Below are 21,646 nucleotides of genomic sequence, written 5' to 3'. Positions count from 1 at the left end.
TCCGCGTGCCCTCAAATCCGCTACTTGGAAGGGTGGTTGATGATCAGAACTGACACTCGGTCAGCTCCGGCCGGCGATCCCCTGGCCGAAGGTGTCCAGCACCTGCACCGCCAGCCCCTCCGCCTTCTCCGGCGGCAGGTACCCGTCCACGATCATCTGCGCGAGCCCGTAGACCAGCGCCTGCCCGGCCAGGCCCACCAGGGCCGGGTCCCCGGGGCGCAGCCGGCCCGCCTCCTGGTCCGCGACGATGAAGCCGGTGAGCGCCTCGTCGATCCCGGCGAGCCGCTCCCGCAGCTCCGGCTGCCGGGCGGCGGTGAACACCCGGGAGCGGACCAGCTCGAACCGGTGCGGGTGATGGATGGTGTAGCGGACGAACCCCAGCCCCATCGCCTTCATCGCGGGGCCCTCGCTCCGCTGGATCTCGGCCAGTTGCCACCGTTCGAAGTCGGCCAGCACCTGGTCCGCCAGCTCGGTCAGCAGCGCCTGCCGGTCGGGGAAGTGCCGGAACGGCGCGCCCGGGGACACGCCCGCCCGCCGTGCCACCTCCCGCATGGTGACCTTCGCCTGCCCCTCCTCGTCCAGCAGCGCGAGCGCCGCCGCGACCAGCGCCGCGGGGAGGGACCCGTGGTGGTAACTACTGCGCTCGGCAGGCCTTTCCGTCATGTCAGCCAGTGTTACCACAGCCCACCGGGGTGACCGGCGGGTACGCCGAAGGCCCGCGGCCCACGCGTGCGCGCCGCGCCGAAGCCCTTCGCGCCGCGCCCGGGACCGGGGCACGGCGCGAAGGGCGCGACGAGCGGGATGAGAAAGACGAGAGGGACGGGAGGGACGGGACGAGTGACACCGCGCCAGAGGCCGGCCCGTCCTACCAGGCGTAGTCCTCCGGGGCGGGGCGGTGGCCGGGGAAGATCTCGTCCAGGCGGTCGAGGGTCTTCTGGTCGAGCTTGAGGTCCAGCGCGGCGACGGCCGCGTCGAGGTGGGCGGCGGTGCGCGGCCCGATGATCGGCGCGGTGACCACGGGGCGGCTGAGCAGCCAGGCGAGGGCGAGGTCGGCCGGGTCGGCGCCGAGTTCGGCGGCGAAGTCCTCATAGGCCTGGATGCGCTCGCGGTTGGCCTCCAGGACCTCGCTCGCGTGGCCCATCGCGCCGCGGACGGCGGCGCCCTCGCGCAGCTTGCGCAGCACGCCGCCGAGCAGACCACTGCGCAGCGGGGACCACGGCAGCAGGCCGAGGCCGTAGTGCTGGAGGGCGGGGACGACCTCCAGCTCGATCGTGCGGTCGATCAGGTTGTAGAGGGACTGCTCGCTGACCAGGCCGAGGAAGTGCCGGGAGCGGGCCGCCTCCTGGGCCTGGGCGATGTGCCAGCCGGCGAAGTTGCTGGACCCGACGTAGATGATCTTGCCCTGGGCGACCAGGACCTCCATCGCCTGCCAGATCTCCTCCCAGGGCGTGTCCCGGTCGATGTGGTGCATCTGGTACAGGTCGATGTGGTCGGTGTTCAGGCGGCGCAGGCTGGCCTCGACGGCGCGGCGGATGGCGAGCGCGGAGAGCCGGCCCTCGTTCGGCCAGTCGCCCATCGGCGCGTACGCCTTGGTGGCGAGCACCGTCCGCTCGCGGCGGCCGCCGCCCTGGGCGAACCATCTGCCGATGATCTCCTCGGTGCGGCCCTTCTGGTTGCCCTCCTCGTCGCGGCCGTAGGAGTTGGCGGTGTCGAAGAAGTTGATGCCCCGCTCGTGGGCGGTGTCCATGATCTGGTGGGCGTCGGACTCCGTGGTGTGCGGGCCGAAGTTCATGGTGCCCAGGCAGAGTCGGGAGACGGTCAGGCCGGTACGGCCGAGATGGGTGAACTCCATGGTGCCCACCATCTGCCGCACCGGCCCCGCTGTCCAGCACATTCCCACGACCGGATAGCAGGTCCGGCGGGTCCGGCGGGTCAGGCGCCCGGCGGGTCAGGCGGGTCCGGCGCCCGGCGGGTCGGCGCCCGGCGCCGGTCGAACACCGCACCGGCCGGGACAGTCCGGACAGCACAGTCCGGACGACACAGGCCGGACAACACAGGCCGGACGCAACACCTCAGGCGTCGAAGCGGCTGCGTGCGGTCTCGATGTGGTCGAGGTTGCGGCGGGTCCAGTCGCACATCCGGTGGACGGTGTCGCGCAGGCCGAGGCCCGGCTCGGTGAGGGTGTACTCGACCCGCGGCGGCACCACGGGGAACACCCGCCGCTCCACCAGGCCGTTGCGCTCCAGCATGCGCAGGTTCTGGGTCAGCATCTTGTGGCTGACGCCCTCCACCTCGGCACGCAACTCACTGAACCGCAGGGTGCGTTCACCCACGGCCTCGATGATCAGGAGTGCCCACTTGTTGGCGACGTCCGAGAAGATCTCCCGTGCCAGGGAGTCCGCCCGCCGGAGGTCCGCCTCCTCGGGCGAGTCACCGAACTGCTTGGTCACCATGAGGTTCCCCCGTCACTGGAAAGTGCGTTCTTCCATGTCAGTGATCACTCTCCTACGGTTCCTGAGTAACCACAAGTGACCAAGGAGGGGCGCGGGACCGGGGCGGGGCAGGCCCGCCCGACCCCCGCTCCCCCCGTAAATCGTTCGTGGCCGGGCCGCCCCGCGCCGTACCGTGGGCCGGTCGATGATCTTGGCCGCCGGGTGCGGTCGCACACGGAGGGACGGACCGATGCAGCAGCACCAGGGGTGGGCCGACGAAGGGTTCGGGGCGGTCGCCGACGCCTTCGCGCGCAACTACGCCGACTTCCCCGAACTCGGCTCCGCCGTCACGGTGTTCGCCGGCGGCCGCAAGGTCGTCGAGCTGTGGGGCGGCGTCGCGGACGAGCGCACCGGCCGGCCGTGGGAGGCCGGCACCGTCGTCCCGGTCTTCTCCTGTGCCAAGGGCCTCGTGGCGATCTCGGTCCACCTCCTCGCGCAGCAGGGCCTGCTCGACCTCGACGCCCCGGTGAGCCGCTACTGGCCCGAGTTCGCGGGCCCGGACGCCGATCCGAAGCGCACGGGCCGGTACGACAAGGACGCGATCACCTGCCGGATGGTCCTGGGCCACCGGGCCGGGCTCCCGGCCCTGGACGCCGCGCTCTCCTTCGAGGAGATCGCCGCCTGGGCGCCCGTCGTCCGCGCCATCGAGGAGCAGCAGCCGCTCTGGGAGCCGGGTACGACCTTCGAGTACCACGGCCACGTCTTCGGCTTCCTGCTCGGCGAGGTCGTCCGGCGGATCACCGGCCTCACCCCGGGCGCCTTCTTCCGCCGGACCATCGGCGAGCCGCTCGGGCTGTCCGCCTGGCTCGGCCTTCCGCCGTCCGAACTCGGCCGCCTGGCGCGGCTGGTGGAGGCCGAGGGCCGCCGCCCGCTGCCCGGCCCGGAGCACCTGCTGACCCGGATCGTGACGATGAACGGCGCGCTCGTCTTCCCCGGCCTGGACGAGCCGCGCGGGTGGAACGACCCGGCGCTGCACGCCGTCGAGCTGCCGGGGGCGGGCGCCGTCGCCTCCGCGACCGGTCTGGCCGGCCTGTACGCGGCCGCCGTCACCGGCGTCGAGCGCACCACGGGCGGGCGGAGCGAGCGACTGCTCTCCCCGGCGACCGTCACCGACGCCGTCCGTGAACTCTCCTCCGGCGCCGGTTTCCTGGGCTTCGACCTGGGCGCCCGCTGGGGCTCGGGGGTCCTGCTCCCCTCGCCGTCGTTCCGGCCGATGCTCGGCGCCCGCAGCTTCGGCAACGACGGCGCCGGCGGCCAGTTCGCCTTCGGTGACGACGAGTTCGGCATCGGCTTCGCCTACACGGCGAACCGCATGGTCGGCCACGGCGACGCGCGGGCCGATCGCCTGGTCGAGGCCGTCCGCGACAGCCTCGGCGACTGACCACCTCACCTTTGCGCGCGGGCCCCGGCGCACGGGGCCCGCGCGGCTGCGCGCCCGTACGCCCCCTTTCGGCCTGACGCGTCCATGACTAGAGTCCCGGGCACACGCCGTCGAACCGTGGAGAGCCCCTCATGTGCAGAAGACCGAGCCCCACCGGAACCGCCGCCGCCACCCCCGGAACGCCCGACACCCGAACCGTCCCCGATGCCCTCGCCGTCCCCGACACTCCCGGTAAGCCCGCCATGCCCGGCACGCCCGACTGACGCCGCCACCCCGCACCTGGCCTCCGCCCCCTCTCCACCGCTGCCCGATCGGGCCGGTATGACGGGGGGTTAGCCCCACCCTCACCTGGGCGGACAGCAGGATCGTCCCGGACGGTCGCCCCTGGACATGCTGGGACCAGCACGTACCGCTGGATTCCCGACGATCACCCAGGAGTTGCCCCGTGCGCGAGCAGGCATCGCAGAGGTTCCGTTCTTCCGACCGGCAGCAGGGCGGTGGCCGGCGCAGGGCCCTGCGGGCCGCGGCCGCCGTCGCCGGGGGCGCCATGACGATGGGGCTCCTCGCGGCGCCCGCGGCCTCCGCGGCCTCCGGGACGTCCGCGGCCTCCGGGACGTCCGCGGCCTCCGGGACGTCCCGGCCGGACGCCGTCCAGCAGGGGCTGACCGCGCTGCTGCAGTCGGACGGCACTCCCGGTGCACTGGCGAGCGTCACCGACCGGTACGGCCGCACCCGCACCTACACCGCGGGGGTGGGCGACGTGACGACCGGCGCGAAGGTGCCCGACGACGGACAGGTCCGGATCGGCAGCAACACCAAGGCCTTCACGGCGGCGGTCGTGCTGCAGCTGGTCGGCCAGCACAGGATCGACCTCGGCGCCAAGGTCGAGGACTACCTGCCGGGCCTGGTCCGCGGCGAGGGTGCCGGGGCGGGCATCGACGGGAACGGCATCACCGTCCGCCAGCTCCTCCAGCACACCAGCGGACTCCCCAACTACAGCAAGTACCTCGACGACGACGTCCGCTACTACGACCCCCGCGAGCTCGTCGGCATCGCGCTGCGGCACCCGGCCGACTTCGACCCGGGGAAGGGCTGGGCGTACAGCAACACCAACTACGTGCTGGCCGGCCTGATCGTCGAGAGCGTCACCCACCGGTCGCTCGCCACGGAGATCGATCGGCGCATCATCAAGCCGCTCGGTCTGCGCCACACCTACTTCCCCGCCCCCGGTGACGCGACCATCCGGGAGGCCCACCCCCACGGCTACTACCGGGACGAGGCGGGCGCCCTGGTCGACATCACGGACATGGACCCCTCCTGGGGCTGGGCGGCGGGCCAGCTGGTCTCCACCAACTCCGACCTCAACCGCTTCTACAGCGCGCTGCTGACCCCCGGCCGCCTCCTCCTGCCCGAGCAGCTCCGCCAGATGCAGGACACCGTTCCCGCCGAGGGGACCTTCGGCCCCGGCGCCGGTTACGGACTGGGCCTGGTGAGCATGCCGCTGCCGTGCGGCCCCGGCGTCTACTGGGGTCACGGCGGCAGCTTTCCCGGGTTCGAGACCCGGGGCGGCGTCACCACCGACGGCCGGGCCGCCAACGTGGCGGTGACCGTCCAGCTGACCGACCAGCCGTCCCGGTCCCGCGTCGACGACGTGGTGCGCACGGCCCTCTGCCGCTGACCCGCACCGGCCCGCACCCGGCCCGGACAACCCGCCGGCCCGTCACCCCGGGAAGCCGGCCCACGCCACCCCGGGAAAAGCCGGCCCGGACAACCCGCCGGCCCGTCATCCCAGGAAGCCGGCCCACGCCACCCCGGGAAAAGCCCGGCCCGGACAACCCGCCGGCCCGTCACCCCAGGAAGCCGACCACCGTCGCCACGAACCGGTCGGCGTCGTCCAGCCACGGGTAGTGGCCCGCCCCGGGCTGGACGACCGGCTCGGCGTCGGGGAACAGTGCGGCGAACTCCGCGACCGGGCGCGGCGGGCTGTTCAGGTCGAACTCCCCGGTCAGCAGCAGCGCCGGCGAGGGGAGGGCGGCGAGCGCCGCCCTGGTCGCCCCGGGGGTGAAGGCGCCGTCGGCCGCGAACCGCGCGACGGCCTCCGGGTTGCCGGGCCGCCCGGCCTCCTGGACCTGGCGCGCCGCCGCGTCCCACCGCCCGTGGAAGAACGGGTCGACGGCCGCCCAGTCGGTGCCGGTCCCCTCGGTGATCGCCTCCAGCGCGGCGTACGCCGCCGGGAACCACGGCTCGCCGCTGCGCAGCCGCGCCACCTCGCGCCGGGTCCCCCCGTCGATCTCGATGCCGACGGCCCGCGTCCCGGGGCCGACCAGCACCAGCCTGCGGACGTTCGCCGGGTGACGGGCCGCGTACTGCGTGGCGATGTTCGCGCCGGCGGAGTGGCCGAGCACGTCCACCCGGTCGAGTCCGAGGTGGCGGCGCAGGGCCTCGACGTCGTCGACCAGGCGGTCGCAGCGGTAGGAGGCGGGATCCTCCGGGAGGGCGGACCGGCCGGTGCCGCGCAGGTCCGGGACGATCAACCGCCGGTGCGCGGACAGGCCGCCGAGGTCGCCGAGGTAGCGGGAGTCCGCCGGACCGCCGGGGATGCAGAGCAGCGGGTCGCCGGCCCCGTGGACGCGGTAGGCGAGTCGGGTGCCGTCGGGTGCGGAGTAGGTGGGCATGGCAGGGATCATGGCACTCATAACCAGGTTATACAACCCGGTTATGGGCACCGCCGCCGCAGGTGTATAACCGAGTCATGGCAGGCGACCGCGACACCCACCCGACGTACGAGGCCCTGACCGAGGACCAGGCCGAGCGGATCATCGCCGGCATGAACGAGGTCATCCGGGCCGGTGAGGAGATGCGGACCCTGCGCACCGAGATGATCCAGGTGCTCGTCGGCCTCGGCTGGAGCCAGAGCAGGATCGCCCGGCTCACCGAGATGAGCCAGCCGGCCGTCTCCAAGCAGGTGGCCAGGCACGGGAACGGCGAGCCGCACCCCCCGCTGGACGTCTCGCTCGACCAGCACGACACACCCTGGCTCGAAGGGCGCCTCTGGGGCCTCGCCGAGGAGGTCTCCGAGACCCTCGACGACCGCGCCCACTGCACCCGGCACGTCACCGCACTCGCCCGGGGCCGCAAGCGCTTCACCCCCCAGGGCGTCGACGAGCTGCGCCGGCTGCTCGAAGAGGACCTGCGGGTGCACCGGGAGCGGCTGCCCGGCAGCCACCGCGCGGCCTACGACGCGATCAGCCGGGCCCTGGACGTCCCCGCCGCGCGTACCGCACCCCCGGCCGGTCCACCGAAGGCCGTCATGGCCTCCGCCTCGGTGCGCCGCGCCCTGGCCCACCGGGTGCAGCGCGACCGGCTGCGGGGCGGCGAAGCCGGGACTTCCGCGCAGAATTGACCCACCGAATCCCCTGCGGAAAGCACCATCTCGCGGGCCGCATCCGCTCCTAGGCTCGTAGGCATGACACCCGTTCAGATCCCCCAGCGCATGAACCTCTCCGCCGTCGCCCCGAAGGTCTTCAAGGCCGTCCTGGCGCTGGACGCAGCCTCCCGCCAGGGCCTCGACCCGGTCCTGGTCGAACTCGTGCAGATCCGCGCCTCGCAGCTCAACCACTGTGCCTACTGCATCGATTACCACACCGGCGACGCCCGCCGGGCGGGCGAGCGCGAGGAGCGCATCTACCAGCTGAGCGCCTGGGAGGACTCCAGCCTCTTCACCGCCGAGGAGCGCGCGGCGCTCGCCCTCACCGAGGCGGTGACGCTGCTGCCGCTGGGCGTCTCCGACGCGGTCTACGACGAGGCGGCCGCGCACTTCGACGAGAAGGCGCTGGCCCAGCTCATCGCGCTGATCTTCACGGTCAACACCTGGAACCGGATGAACGTCGCTACCCGCAGGACACCCGGAGCCGCGTGAGGCGCTCCGCCGAGTCCCACCCACGGGGCGGAGTTCCGGCGGGGCCGCAAACACCCTTCCTCCCCCCAGGTGAACCAGCCCCCGGCGGCCGCCACGGGGCGTGTGCGCTCCGGGCGCACGCCCCCCAGGCGCGCCTCACCCCAGGATGCGCGGGAGGGTGACCCGCACCCATTCCTCCGGCTGCGACAGATGCGGAGCGTGACCGGCGCCCGCGTACAGGTGGCGCTCCGCCTTCGGCAGCACGAGATCGATCATGTCCAGCACCTCGCCGTACATCGGCGCGTTGTCATCGCTCTGCGTGAGCAGCGCGGGCTCGGTGAAACGGGACAGCGCGGTCAGGTCGAGGTCCAGCGCGTCCGGATCCCGCAGCTCGTCCAGGTACGTCGGGGCGTTGCGGATGTAGGTGTGCCGGATCGGCGCGGGCAGCTGGGCCCACGCTCCCGGGCCGAAGGCGAGCGTCTCCACGAACAGCTCCGCCGCGGCCGCCGACTCCGCCTGTTCCAGCAGTTCCCGCACGTCGGCGATCCGGCCGGCGAACGCGGTGGCGATGGGCCGCAGGTCCGGGTCGGCCAGCAGCATCGACGTCCCGGGCGGCTCGTGCACGGCGACGCCGCGCAGCAGGTCCGGGCGGGCGGCGGCGAGGCGCAGCGTGATCAGCGAGCCGTAGGAGTCCCCGCAGACGAAGACGGGGGCGAGACCGAGGCCCTGGATCAGCCCGGCGAGGTCGGCCGCGTCCTCGTGGACCGAGCCCTGGGTGAGCAGGTCGTCGCTGCGGCTGTGCCCGCGCCGGTCGTAGGCGACCACGGTGGCCTGCTCGGCCAGCCCGGGCACCACCCGCGCCCAGCTGTCGGCGTCGCTCCAGGACCCGTGGACCAGCACCACGCCCGGCCCGGCACCCCGGGCCTCGTAGTACAGCGACACCCCGTTCACCTGTATCTCGGCCATCGCGAGCCTCCCGACCGCGGTCGTGCTCCAGCCCCTCTCCGACAAGCCTGACACACCCGTGTGGGCACCGGTCGGATCAGCGCACCGAACAACCCCACGGCCCCGGGTGCCCCGACCGGGAGGCGGTGACGGAGCGCTGTTCCCGCCCCTCGACCGCCCCTCGACCGCGCCTCCCCGGGGCCCACCGCCGCAGCTCTCACCGAGGGTGACGGGCACGGGCGACCGGACTCAGACCGCCACCGGCCACCGGTCGGCGAGCAGCAGGGCCGGCGGGCCGCCCGGAAGGAGGAGTCACCCCTCGCCGACTGCGGCGAGGGCGTCGTCCATCGACCACCACATCAGCCCGAAACCCGTCCTCACCGGGCGCGAGCTGCTGCGGGCCGACGGTCAGGCCACGGGCCTCGAAGAGCTGGAGTCGCGCCGTGGAGCCCGGCACGGAGGAAACGGCGCGGTCAGTACGGCGACCAAACCTCGGGAGTCACGGGCGACGACGACGGCCGCGTCCCGGTTGGGCAGCTGCGTGTTGGACATGTACGGAGACCGGGCCCCGGCGCTCCGCCATGCAGGCGAACGGCACGTTGGTCACGGTGGGGTAGACGATCCCGAGCCCCTCGGGTCCATGGGCTGCTCCCTCCCCTGGTGGCGGCGGTCGAGGAGGGTGTCCGACCAGGTGACGCCCCGCATCAGGGCGGCGGCGAGGGTCGTCCACCAGACGACGCGGGCGGTGGCGGGCTCACCGGGTCCGACCAGGGCCGCAGCGAGGAAGGCGAGCCCGAGGCTGAGCGCGAACACGACCGCTAAGGCGACGAGTTCGGCGGTCGAGGGGCGGTTGGAGGGGCGATCGGCGGAGCCGGCTCGCGGGACCGGATGACCTTCGCGCGAGGCGTGATCACGTCCGGTGAGGATGCGGCGGCGGTGCTTGGGACGGCGGCGGTGCTTCGCTCGGCAGTGCATGGTGCTCAATTCCTGAGAAGGGGAGGAGGATCGGCGTCCGCCAGCAGGACGCGCACCCAGACGCGCTTGCCCGCACCGCGCCGCACGACCACGCCGAAGTCGAAGGCCAGCTCCCGGACCAGCTCGATCCCGCGCCCGCCCTCGTTGAAGCGGCGCGGACGCCGCTCCTGGAGCGGCAGGTCGTAACGCGGGTCCCACACCTCCAGGCGGCAATCGCCGCCGAACTCCTGGAGGTAGATCCGGACTTCACCGTGGCCCTGGCAGGCGTGCACCACGGCGTTGGTGACGAGTTCCGAGGTGATCAGGACGAGATCGTCGACGCGTTCGCCCTGCCACCCCCACTCGGTGAGTCGTTGACGGACCTGATGGCGGGCCGTCCGCACCGAGCCCGCGTGCTCGGTGAGGGCTGCTTCCCAGGTCTGGAGGACAGGTCTGCTCAAAGTGGACATAGTTCGCCCCTTCGCATCTCAACACCCCGTCAGGAGCGTGTTCGTGCGGTCACTTTGAGTGTGGGGGATGCGAATTCGAAACCGCAACCGCAATGCTCGAAGAAATTAATTGATCTTGAAATGGACTTGAGTCCGCACCCTCCATCTGGTGAGACTGGTCGCCCACACCCGAACGGAGGGGCGCGACTTGAGCAAGGACCTGTCAGCGATCAGGCAGATCCGCCTCGGCGATGAACTGCGCGCCTGGCGGCTGGAGAACAACAAGACGTTGATCGGCATGACCACTGGCCTGAAGGGGTGGAGCCCCGGTCGGCTCAGCAGGATCGAACGGGCCCAACAACAGATCACGGCCACCGACCTGGCCACGCTGTTGGACCACGTCGGTGTCACGGGCCAGGAGAGGGAAGACTTCGAGAGCCTCCTTGGCGCAGGACCGCCGAAGCAGTGGTGGCGCGATCTCGACTACGCCGAGGCCATCACCCCGGCCTTCGCCGAGTACCTTGCTCTCGAAGCCGACGCGTCGCACATACTGAACTACTTCCCTTCGGCCTTCCCCGGTCTGGTTCAGACGGAGCGCTACGCCAAGGAGATGATCGCCGCCGGGCTCGACTCTCCCAACGAGGAACGCGTCGAGGCGGGAGCGGAGGTCCGGATCCTTCGCCAACGTCGCCTGACGCAGGATCCGAGGCTGACGTTTGAAGCCTATTTCGGCGAGGTCGCCCTTCTCGTGGCCGGCGATCGAGCCACCCTGACCGAGCAGATCCGACACGCGATCAAGGTCGCCCGTTACCCCAACGTCGCTCTGTGCATGGTGCCTCTGAGCGCGGGACGCCCCGGCATCCTGTCGTCCGGAATTACCCTGATGCGCTTCCCTGACGACCCCGAAAACGGTTTCGTATTCATCGAGGCCGTCGGCGGTATGCTCCCGCGTAGAACTGGACGTGACGTACGACGGGCCGAGCGAGTCATCGGCCGAGTCAAGCGGCACGCACTGTCTCCGGAGGACACCATCGCCGCCCTTGAACGCAAGTTGGAAGAGCTGACGTGAGCGAGAAGCACGACCCCTACGACCACGATCCCGCCACCGCCGCCTGGGTCAAGTCCCCCTTCTCCGGTGACGGCAACGGGGACTGCGTGATCATCGCCCGCTTCCCCAACGGCGACGTCTGGCTCGGCGACGACAAGGACCTCACCCGCCCCCACCTCGCCTTCGACCAGGCCGAGTGGAGCGCCTTCGTGAAGGCCATCGAAGCCCACTCCCCCAACTTCACCGCCTGACAGAGGTCCCAGGCCCTGCCCCGCCCGGGCAGGGCCTGCACCGCGCCTCCGGCGAACGCTCTCTCCTCCGCTAGCCCGATGGCGTGACCCTCGCGGACCAGAGCACCTGGGTCGCCCGCGGCATCTGCGAGAAGTGAACCCGGCCGGCGGCCCCGCTACACCGGCTTCGTCGCGCGGATCGAGTAGATCAGCGGCACGCGCGGCTGCCCGGCCGGATAGCGGTAGGCGCCGTCCTCCGACTCCAGGACGGGGAAGCGGGGGAACAGCGTGAAGTCGTGCTCGTGCAGGAACTCCACCCGCAGGCCGACCGCCACCAGGGCGCTGAGCACCTCGCCGATCCCGTGCTGCCACTCGATCGTCACGTTGGCGGTGGTCGCCGCGCCCAGGTCGGCATAGGTGCCGGGCTCGTCCCAGACCATCGGGTCGCGCCGGAAGTAGTCCGTCTCGACGGTCCGGCCGTCCTCCGCCAGGATGTCGGCGAACGGGTGGAACTCGGCCAGGTAGAGGAAGCCGCCCGGGGCGACCAGCGCGGCCGCCGTCCGGGCCCACCGGTCGATGTCGGGGAGCCAGCACAGCGCGCCCAGCCCGGTGTAGACGATGTCGAACGTGCGGGCGTCGAGCACCTCGACGGCGTCGTACACATCGGCGGTGACGAAGCGGGCCGTGGCCGCGCCGATCTCCTTGGCGATCCCCTCGGCCTCGGCCACGGCCGGCGCCGAGAAGTCCAGCCCGGTGACCGCGGCGCCCCGCCGGGCCCACGCCAGCGTGTCCAGGCCGATGTGGCACTGCAGGTGGACCAGCGTCTTCCCGGTGACGTCGCCGACCTCGGCGAGCTCGAAGTCCCGCAGCGGGTCCTGGCCGGCGACGAAGCCGGGCACGTCGTAGAACGCCCCTGAGGTGTGGATCGGGACGCGCTCGTCCCAGTTGGCGCGATTCACCGCGCGCCAGTCAGCGGCTCCCGGATGCTCAGTCATACCTGCCACGCTAACCAGCGACCCGGGCAACCCCCAACCCCATACCGACGACCGGACGCACGGCACGGTGGGCTTCCGGCCGCGCGACCGAACCGCCGGAGCCGCTACGACCGGCCGCCCACGACCGGCCGCGACGCGGACGCGCCCGAGGCGACAGTGCCGATTCCGGCAGGTTGGCGGACGACACCTCTGGAGGTGTTCGGTGTTCAAGAGCGTCACCACCGTGATGACCTTCGCGCTCGACCCCGAGGCGTCGGCCCGCTGGTGGGGTGAGTTCCTGGACGTGCCCGTGACCACGGACGTCAGTGACACCGGGTCCGTCTACGCCTGGGTGGAGATCGCCGGGGTCGAGGTCGGGTTCCACCCCGCCGATGACGAGCGCAATCGCCGGGGCGCCAGCCCGGTCGTGTACTGGGGCGTGGACGACCTCGACCAGGTCCGTGAACGGCTGTTGGCGGCAGGCTGCGCGCACCACCGCGGGCCGCTGACGATCGCGCCGGGCCGCCGGATCGCCCAGCTGCGCGACCCGTTCGGCACCGTCGTCGGCATCGAGGGCCCGTAGCCGGACCGCGCCGAACGCCTCTCCCCCTGCTGGTGGTTCGGCACCTTCCGCGGCCCGGCCTGCCTCCAGGCGGCCGTCCGCCCCCCAGGGCCGGGCCCCCGGTCAGCCCCGCAGCTCGGTTTCGAGGCGGTCGCGGAAGGCGTCCAGGCGGCTGCGGCCGGGAGTGAAGGGCGGCAGCTGGCGCAGGATCGCGCCGACGGCGGGCGGTGCGTGCTCGATCGCCCACCGGATCTCCGCATCACCGGCCGCCCGGTCGCCGGCCGCCGCGAGTTCCCGGGCGTGCGCCGCGTACATCGCCGGGCCGAGGGCGTGTTTCGCTGGTGGGGGGTGGCCAGCGGGTGGATGTAGGGGCTCGCCGCCGCGTAGCCCGCGGCGCGGGCGGCCGCCGTGGCCGCCGGGTCGGCGACGTCACGCGCGGCTGCGAGCGCCGCGAGGGCGACGACGCGGAGCCGCCCCGTCCGCTTCCCGTCGCGAGTGAAGAGGCGGATGCCCTCGATCGCCTCGCCCGGGCGGGTGTCGGCGGGGGCCCGCGCCTCGAACAGCGGCAGGACGCGCTCGGCGCATTCGGCGGTCCAGGCTCCGAGGAGCCGGCGGTCTTCGTCGCTGATCGTCACCGTGTCCATCCGCCCATCCTGCCCGCCCCCGCCACCCGCCGTCGCGCGCCCGCCACCGTGCACCCGCTCGCCGTCGTCCGCCGAGGCACCCGGCCGGGGCCGTACAGTCCTGGCCATGGCGACCGAGACCCCCACCCCACCCTGGCGCGAGCTCGAACGCGCAACCGTATTCGGCAAGTTCGGCCGGTCCGTCGACCGGGTCGACTTCGAACTGCCGGACGGCAGCCGGGCGGACTTCTACCTGAAGCGCGAAAGCCCGGCCGGTGCGGTGCTCGCGCTCACTCCCGACCGGCGGGTCGTCCTCGCCCGCCAGTACCGGCCCGGGCCCGGCCGGGTGCTGTACGAGCTGCCCGGTGGCCTGCTGGAGCCGGGCGAACTCCCGGTCGACGCCATCGCCCGGGAACTGCTGGAGGAGACCGGCCACCGGGGCGGGATCCAGCCGGTCGGGCAGCCCCCTGTCAAGTTCTAGTGTTCAGATCTTTTTGTCCCACCGCCCGGCAGAATCCGGCCGTCAGCAGGGGCAAGGCAGGGTGGATGTGGGGGTGCCCCGAGCCGTCCGGACGGCTAGGGGCACTCACGTGTGGTGGGTCAGGCGCTCGGCTTGATGGGGGCGACGCCGCTGCCGGGACAAGGGGCGGCGAGGTCGGCCGTGAACTCGGAGAAAGCACCGGCCAGCGGCTCGGCGCCGCGCGACCTGGTGAGGGTGTCACTCATGGTGCTCCTCCTTGACCTCCTGTTTCGGGTGTTGCCAGGCCCGTGCCCAGCCGCCGTGCATCCGTGTGCGGCGGCCGGGCCGGGAGTCTGTGGATGTGCCGTGTGGCCGGTGCGGATCAGGGGCGGCCGAGGGCGCGGAAGGTCCAGCCGGCCGCGCGCCAGCGGTTCGCGTCGAGGCTGCCGCGGGCGTCGATGACCTTGGGGACGGCGATGTGCCGGGCGAGGTCGGCCGGGTCGGCGTCGGAGTACTGGGTCCAGTCGGTCAGGTGCAGCAGCAGCCCGGCGCCGGTGACGGCCCCGGTGGGGTCGTCGGCGTAGTCGAGCTGGGGGTAGGCCCTGCGGGCGTTCTCCATCGCGGCGGGGTCGTGGACGGTGACCTCGGCGCCGGCCCGCTGGAGGGCGTCGGCGACCGAGAGGGCCGGGGAGTCGCGGATGTCGTCGGTGTGGGCCTTGAACGCGGCGCCCCAGACCGCGATCCGCTTGCCGATCACGGTGCCGCCGAGGGCCTCGCGGGCGAGCTCGACGGCGTGCTCGCGCCGGCGCCGGTTGATCGCCGCGACCTGGCGGAGCAGACCGGTGTCGGCGCCGAGTTCTTCGGCGCGGTGGATAAAGCCGGCCAGGTCCTTGGGCAGGCAGCCGCCGCCGAACCCGAGGCCGGGCCGCATGCCCTTGGCTCCGATCCGGTGGTCATAGCCCAGGGCGAGGGCGATCTGCTGGACGTCGGCGCCGGTCTTCTCGCAGAGCTCTGCCATCGCGTTGATGAAGGAGATTTTGGTGGCGAGGAAGGCGTTCGCGGCGCCCTTGATCAGTTCGGAGGTCGGGATGTCGGTGACGATGAGTGGGGAGCCGGTGGCCAGGATGTCGGCATAGACGGTCCGGAAGACGGCTTCGCTGCTGGCGTCTCCGTCCTCGATGCCGAGGACGATCCGATCCGGCTCCAGGGTGTCCAGGACGGCGAAGGACTCGCGCAGGAACTCCGGCGACCAGGCCAGGCGGGCGCTCGCCCCGGCGCGGACGTGCTCGTCCAGGGTCTGCCGCAGCTTCGCGACGGTGCCGACCGGGACGGTGGACTTGCCGATGATCAGCGCGCCGTCGCCGAGCCGTGGGGCCAGCTGGCGGACGGCGGTGTGGAGGTGGGTGAGGTCATAGGCCCCGCTGCCATCCTGCTGGGGGGTGCCGACGCCCAGGAAGTGGACGTCGGCGAAGGCGGCGGCCTCCGCGTAGGAAGCGGTGAACCGCAGAGCGCCTGCGGCGGTGTGCTTGCCGAGTAGGTCGTCCAGGCCGCGCTCGACGAACGGGGCCTGGCCCTTGTTCAGGGCGTCGACCTTGTCGGTGTCGGTGTCCATGCCGAGGACCTGGTGGCCGAGCTCGGCCATTGCGGCGGCGTGGGTCGCGCCGAGGTAGCCGCAGCCGATCACGGTGAGCTTCACGAACGTGTCCTTCCAAGGGGGCGGGGGCCGCCCGGCCAGGCGCCCCAACCCCCTTTGAGGACGGGGGCGTCAGGCGCCCGGCTGGGCGGCCAGGAAGCGGTGGATGCCGTCGCGGATGAACGGCGGGATGGTCAGAACGGGCAGGTGCTCGGGGGCGAAGAACTGGAGCTTGACCCCCTCGGCCAGCGGCAGCGCGGTCTCGTCGCCGTCCCAGGAGCCGTCGAAGAAGGTGATGATCTGCCCCGAGCCGTGGACGTCCCGGGTCTCGAACAGCTCGGCCAGGCCGCCGTCGACGGCCAGGCCGGCTTCCTCGTCGAGCTCGCGGACGATCGCCTCGGTCGGGCGCTCGCCGGGGTCGCAGCCGCCTCCCAGGAGGCTCCAATGGCCGGGCCAGGTCACACCGTCGAGGTCGTCGCGCAGGTGCAGGAGGAGTTCGCCGCGCCGGTTGGTGATGATCGCGACCGCTCCGCGCGGCTCGGCGGCGGACGGCTCGGTGGGGAGAGTCTGGGGGTCCATGCGCTCACCGTAGTGAGCCGACGATGCGTCATGCTGCCGTCGTGAGGGCGTGGTCGCAGAACCAGGCCGCGGTCATCAGCGCCTGCATGCGGGTGCGGTCGAACCGCCCGCCCGGCTTCAGGCCGCCGGCCAGCAGCGGCCGAAGCGAGACGGGGGCCTGGTCGAGAGCGGTGGAGATCTGCGCGGTCGCCCAGGGCTCCAGCGGGCCGGACAGCCAGCTCGGGACCGGGGAGGCGAAGCCAAGCTTGTCCCGGCTTCCCCAGACCTCTCGGGGCAGTCCAAGGGCCTTCGCGGCGTCCCGCAGGATCCGCTTCCCAGCCGCCGGATCGGCGATCTTGTGCTCGACCGGCAGCCGGTAGGCGAACTCGACCAGGTCCCGTGCCAGGAACGGTGAGCGTCGCTCCAGCGCGAAGGCGGAGGCCAGCTTGTCCGAGGTCATCACCAGCGGACGCCAAGCCGTGGCCAGGTCCGCCAGCGTCAGCCCCCGAGCCAGGTCCCCGTCGGCCCGGCGGAGGGCGTCGGCGACAACCTCCCGTAGGCGGCCGTCCGGGTCCTGCCCGCGCAGGATGAGCTTCACGATCGCCTCGGCTGGGTCCAGCGCGCCGCCAGCGTCGCCAAGGAGCTTGGACGCGAGCGGCCGGTAGGCGTCCAGCCCGGCGCCCAGCACAGCCTCCGGGCCGAAGAGGACGAGCGCGTGGCGGACGTAGCCCATCAGGAACTCGTCCGGCCCGAGTCCGCCGACGGCGACGCGGATGCCGCGTTCGGCGATCGCCCGGTAGGCCATGTGCTCGGAGAACGTGGACGCGTTGCCCATCGGGTAGTCCAGTGCGTGCATGATTTCCGGCAGCGTGCGAGCGAAGTCGGCGGCGGTCGGCTCGACGACGACCAGCTCGGCACCGATGTCCCGGGCGACGACGGCTGCCGTCGCGGACTCGTCGAGGCGGTCCTGTCCGGGGTAGCGGACCGTGATGCAGAGCTGGGGCCGCATCAGGTAGGCCAGCACCGAGGAGTCCAGTCCGCCCGACAGCAGCAGCGCGAAGTCGCCAGCCGGCGCCCGCATCGGGATCCGGTCGGCCAGCAGGGTCGACAGCCTGGCGAGCGCGGTGCGGTAGTCACCCTGCCAGGGCTCCAGGCCCTCCAAGGTCCACCAGGTCCGCTGGACCAGCGAGCCGGTGGCGACGTCGAAGGCAAGAAGCCCGGCGGGCGGGAGGAGCTGGATGCCCTGGAACGGGGTGTCGGCGCCGGTGGGCGTCTCGATGCTGAGCATCTCCGGGCGGACGACCAGCGGGGCGGCGCCGTAGCCGGTCAGGGTGGTGACCTCGGAGGCGAAGGCGAGCCGGCCACCGTCCAGGCGCCAGTAGAGCGGCTTCTCGCCGAGCCGGTCCCTGGCCAGGAACAGGCGTCCCTCGCACGGGTCGTAGGCGGCGAGGGCGAACATGCCGTCCAGGCCGGCCAGGCAACCGGGGCCGAGCTTGGCCCAGGCCCGCAGGACCAGGTGGGCGTCGGTCTCGCCGGGCTCTAGGACGATGCCCCAGGCCGCGGCGACCTGCCGGTAGTTGTAGATCTCGCCGTTGAAGGTGAGGACGATGCCGCTGGCCGGGTCCTGGTACGGGCCGGGGGCGCCGGCCGTGTCGACGATCAGCAGGGTGTTCATGGACAGCACCGCCCGGCCGTCGGCCGAGGTGAGGTGCCGGGTGCCGTCCGGTCCGCGGTGGTGCTGAGCGAGCCCCATCGCGGCGACGGTGGTCCGGTGGCGGACGGCGTCGGCGCCGGCCAGTCCTGCGATTCCGCACATCTGGTTGTCACCCCTGAGCGTGAAATCGGTGGTGGCCCCCGCCGGGAGGTTCTTCCCCAGGTCCCGGCGGGGGCCCGGAACACCAGGCAACCGCCTGACGGCCGATGAAGGCAGGGCTCGCAGGGGGGCTCACAACTCGTGAAAGCGGTTCACTGCGAGCGGTGGAGGCAATACCCTCGGTGATCCGGCATCAGGTGCCGGGCGTACGAATTCTCGTGCCCAGTCGAGTACGACTCCCCGTGCCCAGCCGGGGAACGGATTGAGGGGGACGCTGTGGCGTCGACCACCCGCCGGGCCAAGCCGCCGAACGACGCGCTGGCCCGGATGATCGAACAATGCGAGGGCGCCAGCCACAAGTCGCTGGCCCACCGCGTGAACCAGCTGGCCGACGAGGCCGGGCTGACCACCACATATACGCATACCTCGGTCGCGAACTGGTGCCGCCGGGGCATGGTCCCCGACTGGCCGGTGCCCAAGCTCCTTGCGCGGGCGATCGGCGAACGGCTCGGTCGGCCAGTGCAGTTGGCGGAAATCGGTATGGCGGATGCGGAGACACCGGGCGCCGCGCTGGGGTTGGATTTCCCGCGAGAGCCCGCCGACGCCGTGCGCGTCGCCACTTCGTTCTGGAGTTCCGTGAACCGCCGCGACTTCCTCACCGGATCCAGCTTCGCCGTCGCCTCGTTCACGACCCCGGTGACCCGGTGGCTGGTGAGCCCTGCCGACGACCGTGCCGACCACCGCGGCGGCGCCCGCGTCGGTCGGGCCGACCTGGACGAGCTCCGCGACGCCGCCGACGAGGCCCGTCGCTGGGACTCGAAGTATGGCGGCGGCAACTGGAAGGCAAACTCCGTCACCGACTGCCTCCAGCGCCGGGCCGCCCCGCTGCTGTCCGGCACGTTCTCCGACGAGGTGGGCCGCGAGCTGTTCTCGGTGACCGCCGAGCTGTCCCGCCTGGCCGGCTGGACCGCTTTCGACATCGGCCAGCACGACGTCGCCCAGCGCCACTTCATCCAGGCCCTCCGCCTCGCCCGGGCCGGCGGCGACGTGCAGCTCGGCTGCTATGTGCTCACCACCATGGCGATGCAGGCCCTGCTGCGGGGCTTCCCCAGCGAGGCCGTCGACATGACCCAGGGCGCCTTCGCGCGCGCCAACGGCCAGGCCGCCCCCCGGGTGCTGGCCTTCACCAAGCTCATCGAGGCCCGCGCCCATGCCCGCGACGACAACGCGAAGGCGGCGGCCTCCGCTCTGGCAGCCTCGGAGATACTGCTCGACCGAGCCCGCGACCGCGCCGACGAGCCGGCGTGGATCGACTTCTATCACCACGCCCGGCTCTCCGCCGACGCCGCCGAGGTCTTCCGCGATCTTGAGAAGCCCAAGGAGGCCCTGGCCTGGAACGCTCAGGCCGCCGCCATGCAGCCCGGGCTGTTCACCCGCTCGGTCGGGATGCGCCTGGCGATCGTCGGAACCGCCCACCTCCAGAGCAAGGACCTCGACCAGGGCCTGGAACTCGGTAACCAAGCCGTCGACATCCTCACCCGCGTCCAGTCCAGCCGGGCCAAGGACTACGTACGCGAGTTCAACGCCGCCCTTACCCCCTGGCGCCGCGAGACAGCGGTCCGCGACTTCCTCCATCGGACCCGCAGCGAGCTCACCGTCGCCGCCTGATCCTGGCTGGTCCCGACAGCGGTGCTGCCGGGACCAGCGGGCCGACCGTCGACCGGTCCGGTCAGTGCTTGGGGAAGCGCAGGACGTTGTCGGGCAGCCGCGCCTGCTCCTCGGCCTTGCGCAACCGGTCGGTCAGGAAGGCTCCCGCGAGGGCGAGGTGGGTGACCTGGCCCCCAGCGCGGTGTTCTCCTCCGTCAGGTCGGTAACCCGCTCCTTGAGCTTGGTGATGGTCCTCCGCAGCCGCTTCTCGTCCTCCGGGGCCTGCTTGGCCTCGGTGCGGACGCGAGCTGACCGACGCCGCCGCGGCCTACCTCGCCCTGGACCACCTCGGCCTGCTCTGACCGGCCGGGCCCGGGGCGGTCAGCCGGCGGAGCCGGGCGGCGCCACCTTGGCGTGGTGGTCCATGAGCCTGGCCAGCAGCTCGGTCAGCGTGCCGCGCTCCGCGGCGCTCAGCGGCGCGAGCAGTTCCTCCTGCGCCGCGTCGACGATCGCGTCGAGGCGGCGCAGATACCCACGGCCCTCCGAGGTGACCGTGACGACGTTGCGGCGGCGGTCGTCGGGATCGGGCGCGCGCTCCACGAAGCCGCGGTCGGCGAGGTCGTTGACGACAGCGACCATGTCACTGCGGTAGACGCCGGTGCGGCGGCTGAGCGTCGACTGGCTGGCCGGGCCGGCCTCGGCGAGGGCGACCAGGACCACGAAGTGCCACTTGCGGGCGCCCTCGGCGGCGAGGCCGTCGCCCACCAGGCGGTCGGCGTACATCGCGTTCATCGCCAGCAGCCTGCTCGGCAGCGCGCGCACCCGGGCAGGCGCCGGATGGTCGGCCGGGCCGTCGTCGCGGACGGCGGCAGCGGCGCCCGTCGGGGTCGGGGTCCGGCTCGGGGTCGGGCCCTTGGCGCCCTGGGTGTCCATGGCCCTGATTCTACTCATTGCGTTAGTCCCACTAACGACATACGGTGGGGAGTGCATCGAAACCGTTAGTGCTACGAACGTTAAGACGGCAAACGAATCACGCGGCACCGCGAGAGGACCGACCGACCATGCCCACCGTCGACGTCATCGACTCCCACATCGCCTACACGGACAGCGCCCCCGCCGGCGGCCCCGACAGCGGCACCGACAGCGGCCCGGGCCACCCGCCCGTGGTCTTCCTGCACGGCAACCCGACCTCCTCCCACCTGTGGCGCGGCGTCACCCCGCACGTCGCCGGCCGCGCCCGCACCCTCGCCCCCGACCTGATCGGCATGGGCGCCTCCGGCAAGCCCGACATCGCCTACGACTTCGCCGACCAGGCCCGCTACCTGGACGCCTGGTTCGACGCGCTGGACCTGCGGGACGTCGTCCTGGTCGGCCACGACTGGGGCGGCGCTCTCGCCCTCGACCGGGCCGCCCGCCACCCCGAGCGGGTACGCGGCGTGGTCCTGCTGGAGACCATACTCAAGCCCCTCACCGCCGCCGAACTCCCCGCGCCCGCCCGCGCCCGCTTCGAGGCGTTCCGCACCCCCGTAGTCGGCGAGCGACTGGTCCTCGAACAGAACGTCCTCATCGAGACCGCGTTCACGGGCGGCGTGCTGACCCCGCTCGCCGAGCCGGACGTCCGGCCGTACCGCTCCCCCTACCCCACCCACGCGAGCCGGCGCCCGCTGCTCGCCTGGCCGCGCATGATGCCGATCGACGGCGAGCCGGCCGACGTCGTCGCCCGGATGACCGCCTACGGCATCTGGCTCGCGAACAGCACGGACGTGCCCAAGCTGCTGCTGACCTTCGACTCCTCGCCGACCCTGCTGATCGACGAGGCCATGGTCGCCTGGAGCCGCGAGCACATCAGCCGTCTGACCGTCGAGCACTGCGGCCCGGCCGGGCACCACGCCCCCGAGGACCGGCCCGACGCGATCGGCGGCGCGATCGCCGACTGGCTGGCCGCCCAGGCCTGGTGACGGCCCCGGCACCCCGCCCGC

At 72.5% G+C, this 21,646-nt stretch carries 24 protein-coding genes and 1 pseudogene; 10 read left to right on the top strand and 15 right to left on the bottom strand.

Going from position 1 to position 21,646, the window contains the following annotated elements:
* Positions 1–60 precede the first annotated feature (60 nt).
* The 3 genes from ACZ34W_RS14100 to ACZ34W_RS14090 form a co-directional block, all read right to left on the bottom strand.
* Positions 61–663, bottom strand: coding sequence for a TetR/AcrR family transcriptional regulator (locus ACZ34W_RS14100; RefSeq protein ID WP_329486725.1), 603 nt, complete (start codon positions 661–663; stop codon positions 61–63).
* A 202-nt stretch (positions 664–865) separates the two neighbouring features.
* Complete coding sequence (locus tag ACZ34W_RS14095; RefSeq protein ID WP_352290815.1) at positions 866–1,852, bottom strand: aldo/keto reductase; 987 nt, start codon at positions 1,850–1,852, stop codon at positions 866–868.
* Positions 1,853–2,072: 220 nt separating this feature from the next.
* The gene (locus ACZ34W_RS14090; RefSeq protein ID WP_329486727.1) at positions 2,073–2,453 is read right to left on the bottom strand and encodes a winged helix-turn-helix transcriptional regulator; all 381 of its coding nucleotides are present in this window, start codon (positions 2,451–2,453) and stop codon (positions 2,073–2,075) included.
* Positions 2,454–2,682: 229 nt separating this feature from the next.
* Here ACZ34W_RS14090 and ACZ34W_RS14085 point away from each other — a divergent pair, with 229 nt between their 5' ends.
* Both ACZ34W_RS14085 and ACZ34W_RS14080 read left to right on the top strand, forming a co-directional pair.
* Complete coding sequence (locus tag ACZ34W_RS14085) at positions 2,683–3,873, top strand: serine hydrolase domain-containing protein (protein ID WP_465603849.1); 1,191 nt, start codon at positions 2,683–2,685, stop codon at positions 3,871–3,873.
* Positions 3,874–4,318: 445 nt separating this feature from the next.
* On the top strand, positions 4,319–5,551 hold the full coding sequence (locus ACZ34W_RS14080; protein ID WP_465603847.1) for a serine hydrolase domain-containing protein: 1,233 nt from the start codon (positions 4,319–4,321) through the stop codon (positions 5,549–5,551).
* 169 nt (positions 5,552–5,720) lie between these two features.
* On the opposite strand, the gene ACZ34W_RS14075 is transcribed toward ACZ34W_RS14080, so the two are convergent.
* On the bottom strand, positions 5,721–6,548 hold the full coding sequence (locus tag ACZ34W_RS14075; protein WP_465603845.1) for an alpha/beta fold hydrolase: 828 nt from the start codon (positions 6,546–6,548) through the stop codon (positions 5,721–5,723).
* Positions 6,549–6,625: 77 nt separating this feature from the next.
* Between ACZ34W_RS14075 and ACZ34W_RS14070 the strand changes: the two genes are divergently transcribed.
* Together ACZ34W_RS14070 and ACZ34W_RS14065 are read left to right on the top strand one after the other, a co-directional pair.
* On the top strand, positions 6,626–7,276 hold the full coding sequence (locus ACZ34W_RS14070; RefSeq protein ID WP_465603843.1) for a sigma-70 family RNA polymerase sigma factor: 651 nt from the start codon (positions 6,626–6,628) through the stop codon (positions 7,274–7,276).
* Positions 7,277–7,339: 63 nt separating this feature from the next.
* Complete coding sequence (locus ACZ34W_RS14065; RefSeq protein WP_329486732.1) at positions 7,340–7,792, top strand: carboxymuconolactone decarboxylase family protein; 453 nt, start codon at positions 7,340–7,342, stop codon at positions 7,790–7,792.
* A 135-nt stretch (positions 7,793–7,927) separates the two neighbouring features.
* Here the strand turns inward: ACZ34W_RS14065 and ACZ34W_RS14060 are convergent, their stop codons facing one another.
* The 3 genes from ACZ34W_RS14060 to ACZ34W_RS14050 all read right to left on the bottom strand — a co-directional run bounded on the left by ACZ34W_RS14060 (position 7,928) and on the right by ACZ34W_RS14050 (position 10,131).
* The gene (locus tag ACZ34W_RS14060; protein ID WP_465603841.1) at positions 7,928–8,737 is read right to left on the bottom strand and encodes an alpha/beta fold hydrolase; all 810 of its coding nucleotides are present in this window, start codon (positions 8,735–8,737) and stop codon (positions 7,928–7,930) included.
* A 582-nt stretch (positions 8,738–9,319) separates the two neighbouring features.
* The gene (locus tag ACZ34W_RS14055; RefSeq protein WP_329486734.1) at positions 9,320–9,529 is read right to left on the bottom strand and encodes a hypothetical protein; all 210 of its coding nucleotides are present in this window, start codon (positions 9,527–9,529) and stop codon (positions 9,320–9,322) included.
* Positions 9,530–9,696: 167 nt separating this feature from the next.
* On the bottom strand, positions 9,697–10,131 hold the full coding sequence (locus tag ACZ34W_RS14050) for an ATP-binding protein (RefSeq protein WP_329486735.1): 435 nt from the start codon (positions 10,129–10,131) through the stop codon (positions 9,697–9,699).
* Positions 10,132–10,327: 196 nt separating this feature from the next.
* Here ACZ34W_RS14050 and ACZ34W_RS14045 point away from each other — a divergent pair, with 196 nt between their 5' ends.
* Both ACZ34W_RS14045 and ACZ34W_RS14040 read left to right on the top strand, forming a co-directional pair.
* Positions 10,328–11,188 carry a helix-turn-helix domain-containing protein gene (locus ACZ34W_RS14045; RefSeq protein WP_465603838.1) on the top strand — a complete coding sequence of 287 codons (861 nt, stop codon included), beginning with the start codon at positions 10,328–10,330 and terminating at the stop codon, positions 11,186–11,188.
* Positions 11,185–11,418, top strand: a complete 234-nt coding sequence (locus tag ACZ34W_RS14040; RefSeq protein WP_465603836.1) for a DUF397 domain-containing protein — start codon at positions 11,185–11,187, stop codon at positions 11,416–11,418. The genes ACZ34W_RS14045 and ACZ34W_RS14040 overlap by 4 nt, the downstream gene beginning before the upstream one ends.
* Before the next feature lie 155 nt (positions 11,419–11,573).
* Here the strand turns inward: ACZ34W_RS14040 and ACZ34W_RS14035 are convergent, their stop codons facing one another.
* Positions 11,574–12,392, bottom strand: a complete 819-nt coding sequence (locus tag ACZ34W_RS14035; RefSeq protein ID WP_465603834.1) for a class I SAM-dependent methyltransferase — start codon at positions 12,390–12,392, stop codon at positions 11,574–11,576.
* Between the two features lie 202 nt (positions 12,393–12,594).
* Here ACZ34W_RS14035 and ACZ34W_RS14030 point away from each other — a divergent pair, with 202 nt between their 5' ends.
* Positions 12,595–12,954, top strand: coding sequence for a VOC family protein (locus ACZ34W_RS14030; RefSeq protein WP_465603832.1), 360 nt, complete (start codon positions 12,595–12,597; stop codon positions 12,952–12,954).
* 102 nt (positions 12,955–13,056) lie between these two features.
* Here ACZ34W_RS14030 and ACZ34W_RS14025 read toward each other — a convergent pair whose 3' ends face one another.
* Both ACZ34W_RS14025 and ACZ34W_RS14020 read right to left on the bottom strand, forming a co-directional pair.
* On the bottom strand, positions 13,057–13,248 hold the full coding sequence (locus ACZ34W_RS14025) for a hypothetical protein (RefSeq protein WP_465603935.1): 192 nt from the start codon (positions 13,246–13,248) through the stop codon (positions 13,057–13,059).
* A 110-nt stretch (positions 13,249–13,358) separates the two neighbouring features.
* Positions 13,359–13,577, bottom strand: a pseudogene (locus ACZ34W_RS14020) (putative immunity protein); the annotation flags it as partial.
* A gap of 106 nt (positions 13,578–13,683) precedes the next feature.
* Between ACZ34W_RS14020 and ACZ34W_RS14015 the strand changes: the two are divergent.
* Positions 13,684–14,037 (top strand): NUDIX hydrolase, encoded by a 354-nt coding sequence (locus ACZ34W_RS14015; protein WP_465603830.1) that lies wholly within the window; start codon positions 13,684–13,686, stop codon positions 14,035–14,037.
* Between the two features lie 119 nt (positions 14,038–14,156).
* On the opposite strand, the gene ACZ34W_RS14010 is transcribed toward ACZ34W_RS14015, so the two are convergent.
* From ACZ34W_RS14010 to ACZ34W_RS13995, 4 genes are all read right to left on the bottom strand, one after another.
* Positions 14,157–14,282: a hypothetical protein gene (locus tag ACZ34W_RS14010; protein ID WP_465603828.1), complete on the bottom strand. Its 126-nt coding sequence runs from the start codon at positions 14,280–14,282 to the stop codon at positions 14,157–14,159.
* A gap of 116 nt (positions 14,283–14,398) precedes the next feature.
* Entirely contained in the window at positions 14,399–15,712 is a 1,314-nt protein-coding gene (locus tag ACZ34W_RS14005; protein ID WP_465603826.1) for a UDP-glucose dehydrogenase family protein, read from the bottom strand.
* Between the two features lie 69 nt (positions 15,713–15,781).
* Complete coding sequence (locus ACZ34W_RS14000) at positions 15,782–16,228, bottom strand: NUDIX domain-containing protein (RefSeq protein ID WP_465603824.1); 447 nt, start codon at positions 16,226–16,228, stop codon at positions 15,782–15,784.
* Positions 16,229–16,256: 28 nt separating this feature from the next.
* Positions 16,257–18,023: an asparagine synthetase B family protein gene (locus ACZ34W_RS13995; protein ID WP_465603822.1), complete on the bottom strand. Its 1,767-nt coding sequence runs from the start codon at positions 18,021–18,023 to the stop codon at positions 16,257–16,259.
* 273 nt (positions 18,024–18,296) lie between these two features.
* Here ACZ34W_RS13995 and ACZ34W_RS13990 point away from each other — a divergent pair, with 273 nt between their 5' ends.
* Positions 18,297–19,688 carry a sporulation protein gene (locus tag ACZ34W_RS13990; protein ID WP_465603820.1) on the top strand — a complete coding sequence of 464 codons (1,392 nt, stop codon included), beginning with the start codon at positions 18,297–18,299 and terminating at the stop codon, positions 19,686–19,688.
* Between the two features lie 360 nt (positions 19,689–20,048).
* Here ACZ34W_RS13990 and ACZ34W_RS13985 read toward each other — a convergent pair whose 3' ends face one another.
* Entirely contained in the window at positions 20,049–20,600 is a 552-nt protein-coding gene (locus ACZ34W_RS13985; protein ID WP_465603818.1) for a MarR family winged helix-turn-helix transcriptional regulator, read from the bottom strand.
* 128 nt (positions 20,601–20,728) lie between these two features.
* On the opposite strand from ACZ34W_RS13985, the gene ACZ34W_RS13980 reads away from it, so the two are divergent.
* Positions 20,729–21,625, top strand: a complete 897-nt coding sequence (locus tag ACZ34W_RS13980) for a haloalkane dehalogenase (protein ID WP_465603816.1) — start codon at positions 20,729–20,731, stop codon at positions 21,623–21,625.
* Positions 21,626–21,646 lie beyond the last annotated feature (21 nt).

This window comes from Kitasatospora sp. NPDC022856 (genome assembly GCF_055561235.1).
Note: the sequence above shows the minus strand (reverse complement) of the source record. Positions and strands in the feature narration are given on the sequence as shown.

What these genes read in the sequence shown, in the direction of transcription:
- ACZ34W_RS14100 (WP_329486725.1), bottom strand. Translation starts at nt 663, where the DNA reads ATGACGGAAAGGCCTGCCGAGCGCAGTAGTTACCACCACGGGTCCCTC.
- ACZ34W_RS14095 (WP_352290815.1), bottom strand. Translation starts at nt 1,852, where the DNA reads ATGGAGTTCACCCATCTCGGCCGTACCGGCCTGACCGTCTCCCGACTC.
- ACZ34W_RS14090 (WP_329486727.1), bottom strand. Translation starts at nt 2,453, where the DNA reads ATGGTGACCAAGCAGTTCGGTGACTCGCCCGAGGAGGCGGACCTCCGG.
- ACZ34W_RS14085 (WP_465603849.1), top strand. Translation starts at nt 2,683, where the DNA reads ATGCAGCAGCACCAGGGGTGGGCCGACGAAGGGTTCGGGGCGGTCGCC.
- ACZ34W_RS14075 (WP_465603845.1), bottom strand. Translation starts at nt 6,548, where the DNA reads ATGCCCACCTACTCCGCACCCGACGGCACCCGACTCGCCTACCGCGTC.
- ACZ34W_RS14070 (WP_465603843.1), top strand. Translation starts at nt 6,626, where the DNA reads ATGGCAGGCGACCGCGACACCCACCCGACGTACGAGGCCCTGACCGAG.
- ACZ34W_RS14065 (WP_329486732.1), top strand. Translation starts at nt 7,340, where the DNA reads ATGACACCCGTTCAGATCCCCCAGCGCATGAACCTCTCCGCCGTCGCC.
- ACZ34W_RS14060 (WP_465603841.1), bottom strand. Translation starts at nt 8,737, where the DNA reads ATGGCCGAGATACAGGTGAACGGGGTGTCGCTGTACTACGAGGCCCGG.
- ACZ34W_RS14035 (WP_465603834.1), bottom strand. Translation starts at nt 12,392, where the DNA reads ATGACTGAGCATCCGGGAGCCGCTGACTGGCGCGCGGTGAATCGCGCC.
- ACZ34W_RS14025 (WP_465603935.1), bottom strand. Translation starts at nt 13,248, where the DNA reads ATGTACGCGGCGCACGCCCGGGAACTCGCGGCGGCCGGCGACCGGGCG.
- ACZ34W_RS14015 (WP_465603830.1), top strand. Translation starts at nt 13,684, where the DNA reads ATGGCGACCGAGACCCCCACCCCACCCTGGCGCGAGCTCGAACGCGCA.
- ACZ34W_RS14010 (WP_465603828.1), bottom strand. Translation starts at nt 14,282, where the DNA reads ATGAGTGACACCCTCACCAGGTCGCGCGGCGCCGAGCCGCTGGCCGGT.
- ACZ34W_RS14000 (WP_465603824.1), bottom strand. Translation starts at nt 16,228, where the DNA reads ATGGACCCCCAGACTCTCCCCACCGAGCCGTCCGCCGCCGAGCCGCGC.
- ACZ34W_RS13995 (WP_465603822.1), bottom strand. Translation starts at nt 18,023, where the DNA reads ATGTGCGGAATCGCAGGACTGGCCGGCGCCGACGCCGTCCGCCACCGG.
- ACZ34W_RS13985 (WP_465603818.1), bottom strand. Translation starts at nt 20,600, where the DNA reads ATGGACACCCAGGGCGCCAAGGGCCCGACCCCGAGCCGGACCCCGACC.
- ACZ34W_RS13980 (WP_465603816.1), top strand. Translation starts at nt 20,729, where the DNA reads ATGCCCACCGTCGACGTCATCGACTCCCACATCGCCTACACGGACAGC.